Raw genomic sequence first — 16,286 nt, 5'->3', positions numbered from 1 at the left:
CACCCGACGACGCACCCGGGTCCGTGGCGGACGCACCGGCCCCGGCGGCGGCGACGTCACCGGCGACCGGGTTCACCGTCCGGTCGCCGATCGTCGGCACCTTCTACCGCTGCCCGCAACCGGGCGCCGCCCCGTACGTCGCCGTCGGCGACCTGCTGCGCGCCGGTCAGGTGGTGGGCGTCGTCGAGGCGATGAAGTTGATGAACGAGGTGGTCACCGAGGAGGCCGGACGGGTCGTCGAGCTGCCCGTGGCCGACGGTGAGCCCGTGGAGTACGACCAGCCGCTCGTCGTCGTGGAACCGGTCTGAGGCCGGGCGGAGGGATACCGAGATGTTCGACAAGGTGCTGATCGCCAACCGGGGTGAGATCGCGCTCCGGGTGCTGCGGGCCTGCCGGGAGCTGGGCATCGCGACGGTGGTGGTCTACTCCAGTGCCGACGCCGACTCGACGGCGGTCCGCCTCGCCGACGAGGCGGTCCGGATCGGTCCGGCGGCGAGCCGACGCAGCTACCTCAACCCGGCGGCGATAGTGGAGGCGGCCCGGTCGACGGGTGCCCAGGCGGTGCACCCCGGATACGGGTTCCTCTCCGAGGACGCCGACTTCGCCGAGATCTGCGCGCAGAACGGTCTGACCTTCGTCGGTCCGCCGCCGCAGGTGATGGCGGCCCTGTCCGACAAGGCGACAGCCCGGGCGTTGATGCGCCGGGCGGGCCTGCCCCTGCCCCCGGGCAGTGTCCAGACCGTCGCCACCGTCGAGGAGGCGGTCGAGGTGGCCGCCGGGATCGGTTACCCGGTGATGGTCAAGGCGGCGGCGGGCGGCGGGGGCCGGGGGATGACAGTTGTCGCCTCGGCGGCGGACCTGCCCCGGGCGTACGCCCGTACCCGCGCCGCCGCGCAGGCCGCCTTCGGCGACGACCGGGTGTACGTGGAGCGGTACCTGAGCGAGGCGCGCCACGTCGAGGTGCAGGTCCTCTGCGACTCCCACGGCAACGGGGTGCACCTGGGCACCCGGGACTGCTCGGTGCAGCGGCGACACCAGAAGCTGGTCGAGGAGGCCCCCGCCCCGGGGCTGTCCGAGCGTACCCGGGAGGCGATGGCGGCGGCGGCGCTGCGCGGCGTCCTCGACGTCGGGTTCACCGGGGCGGGGACCGTGGAGTTCCTGGTCGACGAGGCGGAGGACTTCCACTTCCTGGAGATCAACTCCCGGATCCAGGTGGAGCACCCGGTCACCGAGATGGTCACGGGGATCGACCTGGTGCACGAGCAGCTGTACGTCGCCGCCGGTGAACCGCTGCGCCTGCGCCAGGCCGACGTCCGACTGACCGGGGTGTCGGTGGAGTGCCGGGTCAACGTGGAGGATCCGGACCGGGACTTCGCCCCCACCCCGGGGCGACTGGAACGGTTCCACCCGCCCGGCGGGCCGTTCACCAGGGTCGACACCCACGGCCACCCCGGTTACCTGATCGGCCCGCACTACGACTCCCTCCTGGCGAAGGTGGTCGTCTGGGCGCCGGACCGGGACCTGGCGCTCAACCGGCTGGCGCGGGCGCTGGGCGAGTTCGACATCGCCGGTCCCGGTGTGCGTACCACGATCCCGTTCGTCGCCCGGGTGCTCGACGACGCCACGTTCCGCGCCGCCCGGCACACCACCGGCCTGGTCGACCGACTGCTCTGCCCGCCCGCCGACGCCCCGCCCGCCGACGCCCCGCCCGCCGTGGCGGTCGCCGTCGCCTGAGGCGCCCCGCTGTCCGTACTCGGATCGAAGGAGACCTGATGACCGTCACGCGTGGCCGACCGCTCACCGCGGAGATCACCGACATCCTGGTGGCGCACTGCGGCCTGGACGCCGCCGACGCCGCCCGTGCGCCGGACGCCTCCCTGGAGGAGCTGGGCATGGACTCCCTGGCGCTGCTGGAACTCTCCGCGGGGGTCGCCGACCGCTACCGGGTGCAGATACCCGAGCAGGCCGGGGTGTTGACCATCCCGGCCGTGGCCGACCTGGTCGCCGAGGCGACCGAGGCGGGGGACGACCCGCCGCCGGACCCGCCGGGGCACACCGAGAACGGCATCGTCGTCGCCGCCCCCCTCGCCCTGGTCTGGGAGATCACCAACGACGTGGCGAACTGGCCGGACCTGTTCACCGAGTACGCCTCGGTGCAGATCCTCGAACGCGACGGCCGGACCGTCCGGTTCCGGCTCACCATGCACCCCGACGAGAACGGGACGGTGTGGAGCTGGGTCAGCGAGCGCACCACCGACTGGGCCAACCGGGAGGTCCACGCCCACCGGGTGGAGACCGGGCCGTTCGAGTACATGAAGATCCACTGGCGGTACGCCGTCGAGCCCGAGGGCACCCGGATGACCTGGACCCAGGACTTCGCGATGCACCCCCAGGCCCCCCTGGACAACGCCGGGATGACCGCGCGGATCAACGCCAACAGCCTCGTCCAACTGTCGGTGATCAAGAACCGGATCGAGCAGGTCGCCCGGGAGCGGGCCGCCACCACGGGAGCCGACGATGAGTGAGACCACCACCCGCCTCGTGACCCTGAACGGCCTCCCGGCGGACACCCGGCGCGGCGGCGAACTGCGGGTCCTGCTCGGCCCGAAGACGGTGGGCAGCACCTCGGGCTTCATGGGGGTGGCCACCCTGCAACCGGGGGAGCGCATCGCCGAGCACTACCACCCGTACAGCGAGGAGTTCCTCTTCGTCACCCGGGGGGAGATCACGGTGGACCTGGACGACGAGCCGGTACCGGTGGCGGCCGGGCAGGGGTTGTTCGTCGCGATCGACGTCCGGCACCGGCTGCGCAACACCGGCGGGGAGCCCGCCGAGGTGGTGTTCCACCTGGGGCCGTTGGCCCCGCGACCCGAGTTGGGACACGTCGACACCGAGGTCGTCCCGCAGCGGAGTCCGGCGTGACCGCCGACCGGCCCCGCCGTACGGTGGTCACCGGGGTCGGGGTGGTCGCCCCCGGCGGGTCGACCCGGGACCGGTTCTGGAAGACGATCACCGAGGGGCGGACCGCCACCCGGCGGATCAGCTTCTTCGACCCGTCGCCGTTCCGGTCCCAGATCGCCGCCGAGTGCGACTTCGACCCGGACGCCGCCGGGATCACCCTGGCCGAGCGGGCCCACGCCGACCGGTACGTGCAGTTCGCGCTCGCCTGCTCGACCGAGGCGCTCGCCGACAGCGGCCTGGACCTGACCGACGCGCACCGGGCGGTCACCGGCGTGGTGCTCGGCACCGCCGTCGGTGGCACCATGGCCCTGGAACAGGAGTACGTCACCGTCAGCGACTCCGGTCGGCACTGGCTGGTCGACCACCGCCTCGGCGGCCGGTACCTCTACCAGGCGCTGGTGCCCAGCAGCCTCGCCGCCGACGTGGCCTGTCGGCACGGCCTGCACGGCCCGGCCCAGGTGGTCTCCACCGGCTGCACCTCGGGAATCGACGCCATCGGCTACGCCCACCAGCTGATCCTCGACGGCGAGGCGGAGATCGTCCTGGCCGGGGCGGCGGACTCGCCGATCTCCCCGGTGACGGTCGCCTCGTTCGACGCGATCAAGGCGACCAGCCCGGACAACGACGACCCGGCACACGCCTCCCGTCCCTTCGACGCCGACCGGCACGGGTTCGTCCTCGCAGAGGGGGCGGCGGTGCTGGTCCTGGAGGAGGCCGAACACGCCCGCCGTCGGGGCGCCCACGTCTACTGCGAGGTCGCCGGGTACGCCAACCGCAGCAACGGCTACCACATGACGGGCCTGCGTCCGGACGGGGTGGAGATGGGGATGGCCATCACCGACGCGATGGACCAGGCACGGCTCAACCCCGACCAGGTCTCCTACATCAGCGCCCACGGCTCCGGCACCCGACAGAACGACAGGCACGAGACGGCGGCGTTCAAGCTGGCCCTCGGGTCGGCGGCCTACCGGACCCCGATCAGCTCGATCAAGTCGATGGTCGGGCACTCGCTCGGCGCGATCGGCTCGATCGAGATGGCCGCGTGCGCCCTGGCCATCGAGTACGGCGTGGTCCCCCCGACGGCGAACTGGGCCACCCGGGACCCGGAGTGCGACCTGGACTACGTGCCGAACGAGGCGAGGGAGGTCCCGGTGGACGTGGCGCTCTCGGTGGGCAGCGGGTTCGGCGGATTCCAGTCCGCGATGGTCTTCCGTCGGTGGCCCGGGTCGGCCCGGGTCGGGTCGCTTCCGGACGCCGGGGACACCGCAGCACCGCCATCCGGGACGGGGCGGGCCCGGTGACCGCCCGCGCGGTGGTCACCGGCATCGGTGTGGTCGCGCCGAGCGGCATCGGCGCCGACGAACACTGGCGTACGGTCCGCGACGGCAGGTACCGGACCGGGCCGGTCACCCTCTTCGACGCCGACAGGTATCCGACGAGGATCGCCGGTGAGGTGGCCGGCTTCACCGCCGGTGACCACGCCGACAACCGGCGGCTGGTGCAGACCGACAGGTGGACCCACCTCGGGTTCGCCGCGACCCGACTGGCCCTGGCCGACGCCGGGCTGCCCGACCGCGACGACGACGCCGACCCGTACGACTACGCGATCACCCTGGCCAGCTCGTCGGGGGGCAACCTGTTCGGGCAGCGGGAACTCCAACGCCTCTGGGGCGGGTCGTCCCGCACCGTCGGGGCGTACCAGTCGATCGCCTGGTTCTACGCCGCCAGCGTCGGGCAGATCTCCATCCACCACCAGTTCAAGGGCCCCTGCGGGGTGCTGGTCGCCGAGGCCGCCGGTGGACTGGACAGCCTGGCGCACGCGGTCCGGACCGTCCGCCGGGGCACCCCGGTGGTGATCGCCGGGGCGACCGAGTGTCCGCTGAGCCCGTACGCGTTGGCCTGTCAACTGGCGTCCGGCCTGCTCAGTACGGATACCGACCCGGTCGGGGCGTACCGGCCGTTCGACGCCGCTGCCGGCGGCTACGTACCGGCCGAGGGGGGCGCGGTCTTCGTGGTGGAGGACCGGGACCACGCCCTGGCCCGGGGCGCGCGGATCTACGGTGAGATCACCGGTTGGGCGGCCACCCACGACGCCCGTCCCACCGAACCCGACACCCCCGTCGAGTCGACCTGGTACGCGCACGCACTGCGGCAGGCGCTGGTGCGGGCCGACGTCCGCCCCGACGAGGTGGACGTGGTCCTGCCCGACGCGCTGGGGGTGCCCGGCCACGACCGGGCCGAGGCCGACGCGCTGCGCGCCGTGTTCGGCGACCGACGCCCACCGGTGAGCACCCAGAAGCCGTTGACCGGCCGGGCCCACCAGGGCGGGTCGGCGTTGGACGTGGCCACCGCACTGCTCGCCTTCGCCCACGACACGCTGCCGCCCTCGGCCGGTCCCCGGGACCCCGCCGACGGCTGCGACCTGGACTTCCTCCGCGAGCCCCGGCGTCCGCGCAGTCGGGTGGCTGTCGTCGGGGCCCGGGGCTTCGACGGATTCAACAGCGCGCTGGTGTTGCGGGGGGCACCGGCACCACGACAGGGGGAACCATGACCGATCAACGGGCCCGAGTGGTCTTCCTGGTCCGCGTCCCGCAGGAGCGGACCGGGGACTTCCTGCGGGCGTACGACGCGGTGCGGCACCTCGTCGCCGACGGCGTACCCGGTCACCTCGTGGACCAGGTCTGCCGGTCGGCCACCGACCCGGAGCAGTGGCTGATCACCAGCGAGTGGCGTACGCTCGCCGACTTCGAGGCCTGGGAACGCAGCCCGGAGCACCGGGACCTGGTCCGGCCGATGCGGGAGTGCTTCACCGACGCCCGGTCGATGCGGTTCCGGGTGCACGCCCAGACCCCGACGCCGGTCGAGGTGGTGACAGCGCGCGGTGGCTGAGCGGCACGCGGTGACCCCGGTGGTTTCGCGGTCCGCTGTGGACGGCGATAATGGAGCGATGGTTACCTGGGAATACGCCCTGCTGGTCCGCCGGTACCAGGGACAGGGCCGCAGTTTCAGCGTCTCGTTCATCTGGTACGGCCCGGACGGGTCACGGTCCGACGTCACCGCCTACGGCGACACCGCCGTGGCCCACCTCAACCGGTACGGCCGACAGGGCTGGGAACTGGTCGTCGCCGCCGAGGACGTCAACAACGTCCAGGGCAGCACCGAGGTCCACCGCTACCACCTCAAGCGTCCGCTGAACTGACCCCTCCCTCCCACCCTCCCGTACACGATCAAGGGGTTTGCGTCGGCGACCTGTCGGATCGCGACGCAAACCCCTTGATCATCGTTCGGTTCCGGCCCCGGTGAGCGGGGCGACGGGTCAGGTCAGGTCCACCGAGGGGTAGAGCGGGAACCCGGTGAGCAGGTCACCGGCCTGGCGGCTGACCTTGTCGGCCAGGGTCGGGTCGAGGACGTACTTCGCCTTCGAGGCGGCACCGTCGGCACCCACCCCGGGGGCGGTCTGGCTGAGCACGGTGTGGATCAGCTCGGCGGTGGCGTCCATCTCCGCCGTGCCGAGCCCCCGGGTGGTCAGCGCCGGGGTCCCGATCCGGATCCCGGAGGTGTACCACGCCCCGTTGGGGTCCTGCGGCACCGCGTTGCGGTTGGTGACGATCCCCGAGTCGAGCAACGCCTGCTCGGCCTGCCGGCCGGTGAGGCCGTACCCGGTGACGTCGATGAGGACCAGGTGGTTCTCGGTGCCGCCGGTGACCAGCTTCGCCCCCCGGCGCAGCAGCCCCTCGGCGAGCGCCTGGGCGTTGGCCACGATGCGCTGCGCGTAGTCGGTGAAGGACGGCTGCCGCGCCTCGGCCAGGGCGACCGCCTTGGCAGCCATCACGTGCGGAAGCGGGCCGCCGAGCACCATCGGGCACCCGCGGTCGACCTGGTCGGCCAGCTCCGGGCCGCAGAGCACCATGCCGCCGCGCGGGCCGCGCAGCGACTTGTGGGTGGTGGTGGTGACGATGTGGGCGTGCGGCACCGGGTCGAAGTCGCCGGTGAAGACCTTCCCGGCGACGAGCCCGGCGAAGTGGGCCATGTCGACCATGAAGGTCGCCCCGACCGAGTCGGCGATCTCCCGCAGGATCCGGAAGTTGACCTTCCGGGGGTACGCGGAGTACCCACCGACCAGGATCAGCGGCTTGAACTCCCGCGCGGCCTCGGCCACCCGGTCGTAGTCGATCAGCCCGGTCGCCGGGTCGGTGCCGTAGCTGCGCTGGTCGAACATCTTCCCGGAGATGTTCGGCCGGAACCCGTGGGTCAGGTGGCCGCCCGCGTCCAGGGACATGCCCAGCATCCGCTGGTCGCCCAGCTCCCGACGCAGCGTGTACCAGTCCTGCTCGGTCAGGTCGTTGACGTGCCTGGCCTGCGCCTTGCGCAGGGCCGGGGCCTCCACCCGGTCGGCCAGGACCGCCCAGAAGGCCACCAGGTTGGCGTCGATCCCGGAGTGCGGCTGGACGTAGGCGTGCGCCGCCCCGAACAGCTCCCGGGCGTGCTCGGCGGCGAGGGCCTCGACGGTGTCGACGTTCTGGCAGCCGGCGTAGAACCGGCGGCCCACGGTGCCCTCGGCGTACTTGTCGCTGAACCAGTTGCCCATCGCCAGCAGGGTGGCCGGGGAGGCGTAGTTCTCGCTGGCGATCAGCTTGAGCGACTCCCGCTGGTCGGTCAGCTCCGCCCCGATCGCGTCGGCCACCCGGGGCTCGACGGCGCGGATCACCTCAAGCGCGCTGCGGAACGCGGTGGACTCGGCGCTGGACGACGACATGCGACCTCCTGGAGAACGTACGGGAAGGCCCAGGCGCTCGGCAGACGTCCTCGTGACGGGACCGCTCCCCGATGGTTGTCCATCTTCACGCGCCAGTCACGGCCCAGCAGCGATCCTACCGGGTACGCCGGCACGCTCTTCGGCTACACCGGCAACCGACGAGAGCGCCGGGGGCGCTGCGGGCTCGCGGCGGACGGCCGGTGGTGCCTAGGATCGTGGCCATGGCGGGGGACGGAACGGGCCGGTTGCTGGCCATCAGTGATCTGCACATCGGCTACCAGGAGAATCGTTCCTTCGTCGAGACGCTGCGCCCGCAGACCCCGCACGACTGGCTGCTGGTCGCCGGGGACGTCGCCGACACCGTCGCCGACATCGAGTGGGCGCTGGGCCTGCTGGCCGAACGCTTCGCCCAGGTCGTCTGGGTGCCCGGCAACCACGAGTTGTGGACCCCGCCGGCCGACCCGGTCACGCTGCGCGGGATGGAGCGCTACGAACATCTCGTCGACAGGTGCCGGAGTCTGGGGGTCCTGACCCCCGAGGATCCGTACCCGGTCTGGACCGGGCCCGGCGGCCCCGTCCAGATCGCCCCCCTGTTCCTGCTCTACGACTACAGCTGGCGGCCGGAGGGGTTGGACACCCCGGAGGCGGCCCTGGCCGAGGCGCACCGGACCGGGATCGTCTGCACCGACGAGTACTTACTGCACCCCGATCCGTACCCGACCCGGGCGCAGTGGTGTGCGGCCCGGGTGGCGCTGACCGAGCGGCGGCTGGCCGCCCGCGACCCGGACCTGCCCACCATCCTGGTCAACCACTACCCGCTGGTCCGGGAGCCGACCCGGGTCCTGTGGTACCCGATCTTCGCCCAGTGGTGCGGCACCGACGCCACCGCCGACTGGCACCTGCGCTTCGACGTCGCCGCGATGGTCTACGGCCACCTGCACATCCCACGGACCACCGTCCACGACGGGGTCCGGTTCGAGGAGGTCTCCCTGGGCTACCCGAGGGAGTGGAAGCCCCGCACCGCCCCGCCCGCGCTCCGGCAGATCCTGCCCGCCCCGACGAGCTGACCCGGACCGGTCGACTCGACCCGGCCCGGTCGGCGACGGCGGGTCAGTCGAGCCGGGCGCGGACGGCGGCCAGGGCGGTGTCCAGGCGGGGTGCCAGGGTCCGCGAGTAACTGGCGGTGAGGTGGTTGGTGTCCCGGTACACCAGCACCCCTCCGATGATCGGCGCGCACCTGTCGGTCGGGCAGATCGCGTCGTTGAGGTCGATCAGGTGCACCCCGGGCTGACCTGCGGCAGCCCGCTCCTGGGCCACCCCGCCACCGGCGGCGAGGACCTCGGCCCGGGGCGGGGCGCACCGGGAGAGCCGGTCCGGGTTCGCCGACACGCAGTCCACCGGGTCCGCCCGGTGGTACGGGGAGTCCCGCAGCACCACCACCGGGATCCCGAGCCGGGTCGTCTGCCGCCAGGTGTCCCGCAGCGCCGTGGCCATCCGCTCGTCCGGCCGGTCGGTCAGCACCCGTCCGTCGCGCACAGTCGGATACCGGAGGCTGCCCACCAGCAGCAGGTCGGGCGGGTCCTCCCGGAGTTCGGCGCGGACCCGTCGGTTCCACTCGGTGCAACTGGTGTACGGCTGCCCCCTGCGGGCCACCTCCACTGCCAGGAACGGGCAGGAGACCTTCGTGTGCGTCACCACCCGCCACCGGCGCTGGACCGCCACCTCGTGCAGGGCGGGCAGCCACTGGGTGGCGTGCGAGTCCCCGGCGAGGACGACGGTCAGTGAACCCTCCGGGTCGCCGTAGACGCAGCGCCGGGGCCGGTCGGCGGCGAGGTCGAGCTGACAGCCGGTGCTCGTCGCCACCGGGACGTCCCTCGTGGCGACCCTCGGGTCCGGGGTGATCGTGTCGACCCGGTCCACCGGTGCCCCGGCCGGGTCACCCCGGGGCTCACGTCGCAGGACGGCGGCCCCGGGTGCGGTCCCGGTGACGCCGACCCCGTCGCCGGAGGCCACCGGCACGGGGCTCGGCGGCGGTGGCGGCGGCCACACGGTCAGGTGGAACAGCAGACCCGCGAGGGCCGCCGTGGCGGTCCACACGCTGCCGATCCGCAGCGCCTGTCCCGGGTCCCACAGCAGGGTCGGCGAGTGGCGGATCGGGTTCTCCACGTACCTGTGGGTGAGCACCGCCGGGACCACCGACGCCGCCACCACCGCCAGTCCGGCACCGGCCCCGAGCGGCCCGAACCGGTGCTCGGCGACCACCAGCAGCGGCCAGTGCCACAGGTAGAGCGAGTAGGACAGCGCCCCGACGGCCCGCATCGGTGCCAGCCCGAGCAGCCCGGCCGGTCCGGCGCGTCCGGCCGCCACCGCGAACCCGAGCACGGCGGCGGTCCCGACGGTGGGCAGCAGGGCGACGTACCCGGGAAAGGCCCATCGCGGATCGAACGACACCGCCGAGGCGAGTACGGCGGCGAGTCCGACCCAGGCGACGACGGCGGCCACCGGCCGTGGGGTCCGGTGCAGCCGGACGGCGACCACCGCCACCGTCGCCCCCAGGGCGAGTTCCCAGATCCGCGTGGTGGTCACGAAGTACGCCGCCTCCGGTGCGGTCCGAGCCGAGCGGACCGACCAGGCGAACGAGGCGACGGCGACCAGCGCCAACCCGCCGACGAGGACCCGCCTGCCGTGCCGCCCGGCCAGACCGAGCAGGGCCAGCACCACCAGCGGCCAGAACAGGTAGAACTGTTCCTCCACACTCAGCGACCAGTAGTGCTGCACGATGCTGGTGGCCTGGTCGGCGGCGAGGTAGTCCACCGACTGGTCGGCCAGCCGCCAGTTCAGCACGTAGAGCGCCCCGGCGACCACGTCCCAGGCGGTGTCGGTGAAGCGCACCGTCGGCAGGAACAGGTACGTCAGCAGCAGCGCCACCAGCAGCACCAGCCCCGCAGCGGGAAGCAGCCGCTTCGCCCGGCGGGCGTAGAAGCCGGACACGGAGATCCGGCCGGTGCCGTCGAACTCCTCGACGAGCAGACCGGTGATCAGGAATCCGGAGATGACGAAGAAGACGTCCACCCCGACGAACCCGCCGGGCAGGTACCGGGTCGCGGCGTGGCCGACCAGGACCAGCCCGACCGCCAGGGCGCGCAACCCCTCGATGTCGCCCCGCAGAGCCGCCCGGGGCGCCGCCTGTGACCTGCTCATGTTCGGTGCCGTGGCCCATTCGGTGAGGCGGACGCGGAATCGGGAGCCGGCGACTGGTCGGCCCCTGCGGAGTCAACGAGGCCACACTCGCCCGAGGTGCGCCGCTTCGGGGCCGGGTTCGGTGGGGCGGTGTGGGCCCTGCGCTGTGGAGGCGTCCGTCCACTGCGGTCCGTTACATTGACCGGTACGCCGACAGATGAGGAGATCTCGTGGTGCAACCCGGTGACGTCGACGCCCGCAGTGCGTCCGAGGCCTCACGTCTCGACCCGTCGGTGGCGCACAACGCCCGGGTGTGGAACTACTGGCTCGGCGGGAAGGACAACTTCGAGTCCGACCGGATGGTCGGTGAGCGGATCCGCTCGATGTTCCCGGTGATCGGGGAGGTCGCCCGGGCCGATCGCCGGTTCCTCGCCCGGGTGGTCCGCCACCTCGCCGGTGACCTGGGGATCCGGCAGTTCCTCGACGTCGGCACCGGCCTGCCCACCGCCGACAACACCCACCAGTTGGCCCAGGCGATCGCCCCCGAGTGCCGGGTGGTGTACGTCGACAACGACCCGATGGTGCTGGTGCACGCCCGGGCACTGTTGACCAGTTCGCCCGAGGGGGCCACCGCCTACCTCGACGCCGACGTCCACCGTCCTGGTCGGATCCTGTCCGGGGCCCGCGCCACCCTGGACCTCGACCGACCGGTGGCGGTGATGATGCTCGGCATCCTCAACTTCGTGCAGGACACCGAGGAGGCGTTCGACATCGTGCGCCGACTGATGGGGGCGATGCCGGCCGGGAGCCACCTGGTGCTCACCCACCCCACCCTCGAACTGGGCGGGGCGGCGAACGAGGCGGCGATGGCGTTCTGGAACGAGCACGCCGCCCCGCCGATCCGGGCCCGGACCGGTGCCGAGATCAGCCGGTTCTTCGCCGGCCTGCACCCCGTGACACCGGGGTTGGTGTCGTGTGCCAGGTGGCGGGCCGACGAGCCGGTCGTTCCGCAGTACGGCGCTGTGGCGCGTAAGCCCTGACCTGGCCGTACTCCGACGCAGGACCGGCACGGCGTCGTACGGTCCTGCCCGGTCAGTCCCAGGGGCCCGACTCGCCGACGAACTCCTCGAAGACCAGCCAGGTCCGGGTGGACAGGACCCCGGCGATGCTCTGCACCCGGTTGAGGACCACGTCCCGCAGGGCCGCGTTGTCGGGTGCCCGGACCAGGGCCAGCACGTCGTGGTCGCCCCCGATCAGCGCGGCGTGCTCGATGTAGCGGACCCGGGCCAGCTCCGCCGACACCTCCCGCCAGGTGTTCTGCTCGATTGTCAGCCCGACGTACGCCGAGGTGCCCAGCCCGGCCCGTTCCGGTACCACCCGGGCGTGGAATCCGGTGATCACCCGATCGCGCAGCAGCCGTTCCATCCGGGCGTACGCGTTGGTGCGGGAGACGTGGACCCGTTCGGCGAGGGTACGCACCGACATCCGTCCGTCCCGGCTCAGTTCGGCCAGGATCCGTCGGTCCACCTCGTCGAGGGACCCGGCCGAACGTCCTGCGTCGCCGCCCCCGGTGCCGGTGTCGGTGGTCTCCTGGTCCATCAGAACCCCCTCAGGGTGCCAAACGTCCCGCCTTGGCCACGGATCTTGAGTCAATCATCCAACGGCAGGAGCATAGGCCCACCACACGTCCAGGAGGTCCCCGCCGTGACGACCACCCCCCAGGCGGCCCGCAGGGCATCCCCACGCAGCCGCCGCCCGGCGAAGAAGACGGCCGCCGACCCGGCCGCCGCCCTGCTTCCCACCGCCGAACCGGTCCGCCTGCTCGACCCCGCCGGCACCCCGGCGACGAGCCTGACCGACCACGTCATCCCCGAACCCGACACCCTTCGCGAGCTGTACCGGCGGATGGTGGTGGGGCGCCGCTTCGACGTCCAGGCCACCGCCCTGACCAAGCAGGGGCGGCTCGCCGTCTACCCGTCCTCCCGGGGGCAGGAGGCCTGCCAGGTCGCCCCCACCCTGGCGCTGCGGGACACCGACTGGGTCTTCCCCACCTACCGGGAGTCGATGGCCCTGGTCGCCCGGGGACTCGACCCCGTCGAGGTGCTCACCCTGCTGCGCGGCGACTGGCACTGCGGGTACGACCCGGCCGCCCGCCGTACCGCCCCCCAGTGCACCCCGCTGGCCACCCAGTGCGTCCACGCCGCCGGGGTGGCCCACGGCGAGACCCTCCAGGGCCGCGACACAGTCGCCTTCGTCTACATCGGCGACGGCGCGACCAGCGAGGGTGACTTCCACGAGGGCGTCAACTTCGCCGCCGTCTTCAAGGCCCCGGTGGTCTACCTGGTGCAGAACAACAAGTACGCGATCAGCGTCCCGCTGTCCCGGCAGACCGCCGCCCCGTCGCTGGCGTACAAGGGCATCGGGTACGGCGTGCCCAGCGAGCAGGTCGACGGCAACGATCCCGCCGCCGTGCTCGCCGTGCTCACCCGGGCGGTCGCCCACGCCCGCGCCGGCCACGGCCCGTACCTGGTGGAGGCGCACACCTACCGGATGGAGGCGCACACAAACGCCGACGACGCCACCCGCTACCGGGACGGAGCCGAGGTCGAGCAGTGGCGGGACCGGGACCCGATCGTGCGGCTGGAGACGTACCTGCGCTCCGTCGACGCGCTCGACGACGCCGGGGTCGCGGCGGTCGCCCAGGAGGCCGAGGAGTACGCGGCCGGGCTGCGGGAGCGGATGAACGCCACCCCCACCGTGGACCCGTTGAGCCTGTTCGACCACGTCTACGCCGAGCCGACCCCGCAACTTGTCGAGCAGCGCGAACAGGTCCGCGCGGAGCTGGCCGCGGCCCAGGCAGACCAGGCCGGGCAGGAGGGACCGCGATGACCGCGACCACCACGATGGCGAAGGCGCTCAACAGGGCGCTAGCCGACGCGATGGCCGACGACGACCGGGTGCTCGTCTTCGGCGAGGACGTCGGGCAGCTCGGCGGAGTCTTCCGGATCACCGACGGCCTCCAGGCCCGGTTCGGTGACAAGCGGTGCTTCGACACCCCGCTCGCCGAGGCCGGCATCGTCGGGTTCGCCGTCGGACTGGCCATGTCCGGGCTGCGCCCGGTGGTCGAGATGCAGTTCGACGCCTTCGGCTACCCGGCCTTCGAGCAGATCGCCTCGCACGTGGCGAAGCTGCGCAACCGGACCCGGGGGGCGCTGAGCGTACCCATGGTGATCCGGGTCCCGTACGCGGGTGGGATCGGCGGGGTGGAGCACCACTGCGACTCCTCCGAGGCGTACTACGCGCACACCCCCGGGTTGAAGGTCGTCACCCCGGCCACCGTCGTGGACGCGTACTCGCTGTTGCGGGCGGCGATCGACGACCCGGATCCGGTGGTGTTCCTGGAGCCGAAGAAGCTCTACTTCTCCAGCGGCGAGGCGCAGCTTCCGGTACGCACCGAGCCGATCGGCCGGGCGGTGGTCCGTCGTCCCGGCCGCGACGCCACCCTGATCGCGTACGGGCCGTCGGTGCCGGTCGCCCTGGAGTCCGCCGAGGCGGCCAGGGAGGAGGGCTGGGACCTGGAGGTGGTGGACGTGCGCAGCATCGTGCCCTTCGACGACGCCACAGTCACCGCCTCGGTACGCCGGACCGGCCGGGCCGTGGTGGTCACCGAGGCCCAGGGGTTCGCCGGGGTCGGTGCGGAGATCGCCGCCCGGGTCCAGGAACGCTGTTTCCACGCTCTGCACGCCCCGGTGCTGCGGGTCAGTGGGCTGGACATCCCGTACCCGGCCCCGATGCTGGAGCACACCCACCTGCCGTCGGTCGACCGGGTCCTCGACACGGTGGCCCGCCTCCAGTTCGACGACCGCCCCGACCCCCGGTGGGTGGTGAAGTCGTGAGTGGGCAGCGCGAGCAGGTGTTCGTGTTGCCGGACCTCGGTGAGGGGCTGACCGAGGCCGAGATCGTGCAGTGGCTGGTCGCCGTGGGGGACATGGTGACCGTGGACCAGAGCGTGGTCGAGGTGGAGACGGCAAAGGCGGTCGTCGACGTGCCCTGCCCGTACGCCGGGCGGGTGGTCGCCCTGCACGGCGCGGCCGGTGAGGTCCGCCCGGTGGGCCGGCCCCTGATCACCGTCGCCGTCGACGACGAGGCCGGGGCGGAGCCGGCCGGGCACGCCGTCTACCGGGAGGAGGAGCGGGCCGGTTCCGGGAACGTCCTGATCGGCTACGGCACCGGGCACGGGGGCGCGGGCCGTCGTCGCCGCCGGGCCGGGCTCGCCGTCGTCGCCGAACCGTCCCAGCCGGGCGCACCGTCGTCCCCGGCGGTGTCCGGGGTGACGGCTCCGCCTCCGGTCCCCGGTGCCGGGAGCGCCGGGCCGCCGTCCGGGCCGGGGGGTGTCCTGGTCATCTCGCCGATCGTGCGTCGGTTGGCCCGCGACGGTGGTGTCGATCTGACCACCGTCACCGGCACCGGCCCGGGTGGGGTGATCCGTCGGGCCGACGTGGAGGCGGTGACCTCCGTCGGGTCCACCCCGACCACCGAGGCTCCGACCGCCGGGTCCTCGACCGCCGAGGCTCCGGCGGCGTCCCCTGTCGGCGACGCCGACGTGGTCGTGCCGTTGACCGGGATCCGGCGGGTGATCGCCGACAAGCTGTCCCGCAGCCGGCGGGAGATCCCCGAGGTGACCATCTGGGTCGACGTGGACGCCACCGGGCTCCTGGAGACCAGGGCGGCGATCAACGCGGCCCAGCCGGACCGGCCGGTGGGCCTCCTGGCGCTCCTGGCCCGGATCTGCCTGTCCGGGCTGCGCCGTTTCCCGCAGCTCAACTCGCAGGTCGACACGGCGAACCAGCGGATCGTCCAGTCCGCCGGGGTGCACCTGGGGATCGCCACCCAGACCGATCGGGGGCTTGTCGTTCCGGTGCTGCGCGACGCCCACCGGTTGACCACGACGGAACTCGCCGCCGAGTTGGCGGCGACCACCGCCGCCGCCCGGTCCGGGACCCTGCCTCCCGCCCGGCTGACCGGCGGCACCTTCACCCTCAACAACTACGGGGTGTTCGGGGTGGACGGCTCCACCCCGATCATCAACCATCCGGAGGCGGCGCTGCTCGGCGTCGGGCGGATCGTGGACAAGCCGTGGGTCGTCGACGGGCAGCTGGCGGTCCGCAAGGTCACCCAGCTCAGTCTCACCTTCGACCACCGGGTCTGCGACGGTGGGGTGGCCGGGGGGTTCCTGCGGCACGTCGCCGACTGTGTCGAGCAACCGGCCCGGCTGATCGCCGCCACCTGATCGGCCACGACCACCGGCCCCGACCGTCTTACCGCAGGTCGGGGCCGGTGGTCGTCGGTGCCACGGTCGGCCGGTTTCCGGCGGCGGGGGCGGGGAAAC

At 72.9% G+C, this 16,286-nt stretch carries 16 protein-coding genes and 1 riboswitch; of the genes, 13 read left to right on the top strand and 3 right to left on the bottom strand.

The annotated features are described in order from the left end of the window. From ABT336_RS19240 to ABT336_RS19205, 8 genes are all read left to right on the top strand, one after another. Positions 1-308: acetyl-CoA carboxylase (locus ABT336_RS19240; protein WP_350897988.1), on the top strand; the 308-nt coding region annotated here is incomplete at its 5' end. Positions 309-330: 22 nt separating this feature from the next. Then, positions 331-1,734, top strand: a complete 1,404-nt coding sequence (locus tag ABT336_RS19235) for an acetyl-CoA carboxylase biotin carboxylase subunit (RefSeq protein WP_350897987.1) — start codon at positions 331-333, stop codon at positions 1,732-1,734. A gap of 38 nt (positions 1,735-1,772) precedes the next feature. Beyond that, on the top strand, positions 1,773-2,525 hold the full coding sequence (locus tag ABT336_RS19230; protein ID WP_350897986.1) for an SRPBCC family protein: 753 nt from the start codon (positions 1,773-1,775) through the stop codon (positions 2,523-2,525). Beyond that, on the top strand, positions 2,518-2,922 hold the full coding sequence (locus tag ABT336_RS19225) for a cupin domain-containing protein (protein ID WP_350897985.1): 405 nt from the start codon (positions 2,518-2,520) through the stop codon (positions 2,920-2,922). Before ABT336_RS19230 ends, ABT336_RS19225 begins: the two co-directional genes overlap by 8 nt. Next, on the top strand, positions 2,919-4,262 hold the full coding sequence (locus ABT336_RS19220) for a beta-ketoacyl-[acyl-carrier-protein] synthase family protein (RefSeq protein ID WP_350897984.1): 1,344 nt from the start codon (positions 2,919-2,921) through the stop codon (positions 4,260-4,262). Before ABT336_RS19225 ends, ABT336_RS19220 begins: the two co-directional genes overlap by 4 nt. Next, on the top strand, positions 4,259-5,512 hold the full coding sequence (locus ABT336_RS19215; protein ID WP_350897983.1) for a beta-ketoacyl synthase N-terminal-like domain-containing protein: 1,254 nt from the start codon (positions 4,259-4,261) through the stop codon (positions 5,510-5,512). Before ABT336_RS19220 ends, ABT336_RS19215 begins: the two co-directional genes overlap by 4 nt. Further along, positions 5,509-5,850, top strand: a complete 342-nt coding sequence (locus ABT336_RS19210) for an antibiotic biosynthesis monooxygenase family protein (protein ID WP_350897982.1) — start codon at positions 5,509-5,511, stop codon at positions 5,848-5,850. Before ABT336_RS19215 ends, ABT336_RS19210 begins: the two co-directional genes overlap by 4 nt. Before the next feature lie 58 nt (positions 5,851-5,908). Continuing rightward, on the top strand, positions 5,909-6,160 hold the full coding sequence (locus tag ABT336_RS19205) for a hypothetical protein (RefSeq protein WP_350897981.1): 252 nt from the start codon (positions 5,909-5,911) through the stop codon (positions 6,158-6,160). Positions 6,161-6,277: 117 nt separating this feature from the next. Here ABT336_RS19205 and ABT336_RS19200 read toward each other — a convergent pair whose 3' ends face one another. Further along, the gene (locus ABT336_RS19200; protein ID WP_350897980.1) at positions 6,278-7,717 is read right to left on the bottom strand and encodes a glycine hydroxymethyltransferase; all 1,440 of its coding nucleotides are present in this window, start codon (positions 7,715-7,717) and stop codon (positions 6,278-6,280) included. A 20-nt stretch (positions 7,718-7,737) separates the two neighbouring features. After that, a riboswitch (ZMP/ZTP riboswitch) is annotated at positions 7,738-7,827 on the bottom strand. Between the two features lie 111 nt (positions 7,828-7,938). Here ABT336_RS19200 and ABT336_RS19195 point away from each other — a divergent pair. Next, entirely contained in the window at positions 7,939-8,784 is an 846-nt protein-coding gene (locus ABT336_RS19195; protein WP_350897979.1) for a metallophosphoesterase family protein, read from the top strand. Between the two features lie 43 nt (positions 8,785-8,827). Here ABT336_RS19195 and ABT336_RS19190 read toward each other — a convergent pair whose 3' ends face one another. Continuing rightward, positions 8,828-10,918, bottom strand: coding sequence for an acyltransferase family protein (locus ABT336_RS19190; protein WP_350897978.1), 2,091 nt, complete (start codon positions 10,916-10,918; stop codon positions 8,828-8,830). Positions 10,919-11,127: 209 nt separating this feature from the next. On the opposite strand from ABT336_RS19190, the gene ABT336_RS19185 reads away from it, so the two are divergent. Then, the gene (locus ABT336_RS19185) at positions 11,128-11,937 is read left to right on the top strand and encodes an SAM-dependent methyltransferase (protein WP_350897977.1); all 810 of its coding nucleotides are present in this window, start codon (positions 11,128-11,130) and stop codon (positions 11,935-11,937) included. Between the two features lie 52 nt (positions 11,938-11,989). Here the strand turns inward: ABT336_RS19185 and ABT336_RS19180 are convergent, their stop codons facing one another. Beyond that, on the bottom strand, positions 11,990-12,496 hold the full coding sequence (locus ABT336_RS19180) for an Lrp/AsnC family transcriptional regulator (protein ID WP_350897976.1): 507 nt from the start codon (positions 12,494-12,496) through the stop codon (positions 11,990-11,992). 72 nt (positions 12,497-12,568) lie between these two features. On the opposite strand from ABT336_RS19180, the gene pdhA reads away from it, so the two are divergent. From pdhA to ABT336_RS19165, 3 genes are read left to right on the top strand one after another with little or no spacing between them, the layout of a single operon-like run. Further along, a complete protein-coding gene (gene pdhA, locus ABT336_RS19175) occupies positions 12,569-13,786 on the top strand; it encodes a pyruvate dehydrogenase (acetyl-transferring) E1 component subunit alpha (RefSeq protein WP_350897990.1) in 1,218 nt (405 codons plus the stop codon). Then, the gene (locus tag ABT336_RS19170) at positions 13,783-14,793 is read left to right on the top strand and encodes an alpha-ketoacid dehydrogenase subunit beta (protein ID WP_350897975.1); all 1,011 of its coding nucleotides are present in this window, start codon (positions 13,783-13,785) and stop codon (positions 14,791-14,793) included. The genes pdhA and ABT336_RS19170 overlap by 4 nt, the downstream gene beginning before the upstream one ends. Continuing rightward, the gene (locus tag ABT336_RS19165; RefSeq protein WP_350897974.1) at positions 14,775-16,187 is read left to right on the top strand and encodes a dihydrolipoamide acetyltransferase family protein; all 1,413 of its coding nucleotides are present in this window, start codon (positions 14,775-14,777) and stop codon (positions 16,185-16,187) included. Before ABT336_RS19170 ends, ABT336_RS19165 begins: the two co-directional genes overlap by 19 nt. Positions 16,188-16,286 lie beyond the last annotated feature (99 nt).

The organism is Micromonospora sp. NPDC000207, from assembly GCF_040300925.1.
Classification (GTDB): Bacteria; Actinomycetota; Actinomycetes; order Mycobacteriales; family Micromonosporaceae; genus Micromonospora.
Note: the sequence above shows the minus strand (reverse complement) of the source record. Positions and strands in the feature narration are given on the sequence as shown.

Coding starts and splice junctions, on each gene's coding strand:
- ABT336_RS19235 (WP_350897987.1), top strand. CDS start 331: ATGTTCGACAAGGTGCTGATCGCCAACCGGGGTGAGATCGCGCTCCGG.
- ABT336_RS19230 (WP_350897986.1), top strand. CDS start 1,773: ATGACCGTCACGCGTGGCCGACCGCTCACCGCGGAGATCACCGACATC.
- ABT336_RS19225 (WP_350897985.1), top strand. CDS start 2,518: ATGAGTGAGACCACCACCCGCCTCGTGACCCTGAACGGCCTCCCGGCG.
- ABT336_RS19210 (WP_350897982.1), top strand. CDS start 5,509: ATGACCGATCAACGGGCCCGAGTGGTCTTCCTGGTCCGCGTCCCGCAG.
- ABT336_RS19205 (WP_350897981.1), top strand. CDS start 5,909: ATGGTTACCTGGGAATACGCCCTGCTGGTCCGCCGGTACCAGGGACAG.
- ABT336_RS19200 (WP_350897980.1), bottom strand. CDS start 7,717: ATGTCGTCGTCCAGCGCCGAGTCCACCGCGTTCCGCAGCGCGCTTGAG.
- ABT336_RS19195 (WP_350897979.1), top strand. CDS start 7,939: ATGGCGGGGGACGGAACGGGCCGGTTGCTGGCCATCAGTGATCTGCAC.
- ABT336_RS19190 (WP_350897978.1), bottom strand. CDS start 10,918: ATGAGCAGGTCACAGGCGGCGCCCCGGGCGGCTCTGCGGGGCGACATC.
- ABT336_RS19180 (WP_350897976.1), bottom strand. CDS start 12,496: ATGGACCAGGAGACCACCGACACCGGCACCGGGGGCGGCGACGCAGGA.
- ABT336_RS19170 (WP_350897975.1), top strand. CDS start 13,783: ATGACCGCGACCACCACGATGGCGAAGGCGCTCAACAGGGCGCTAGCC.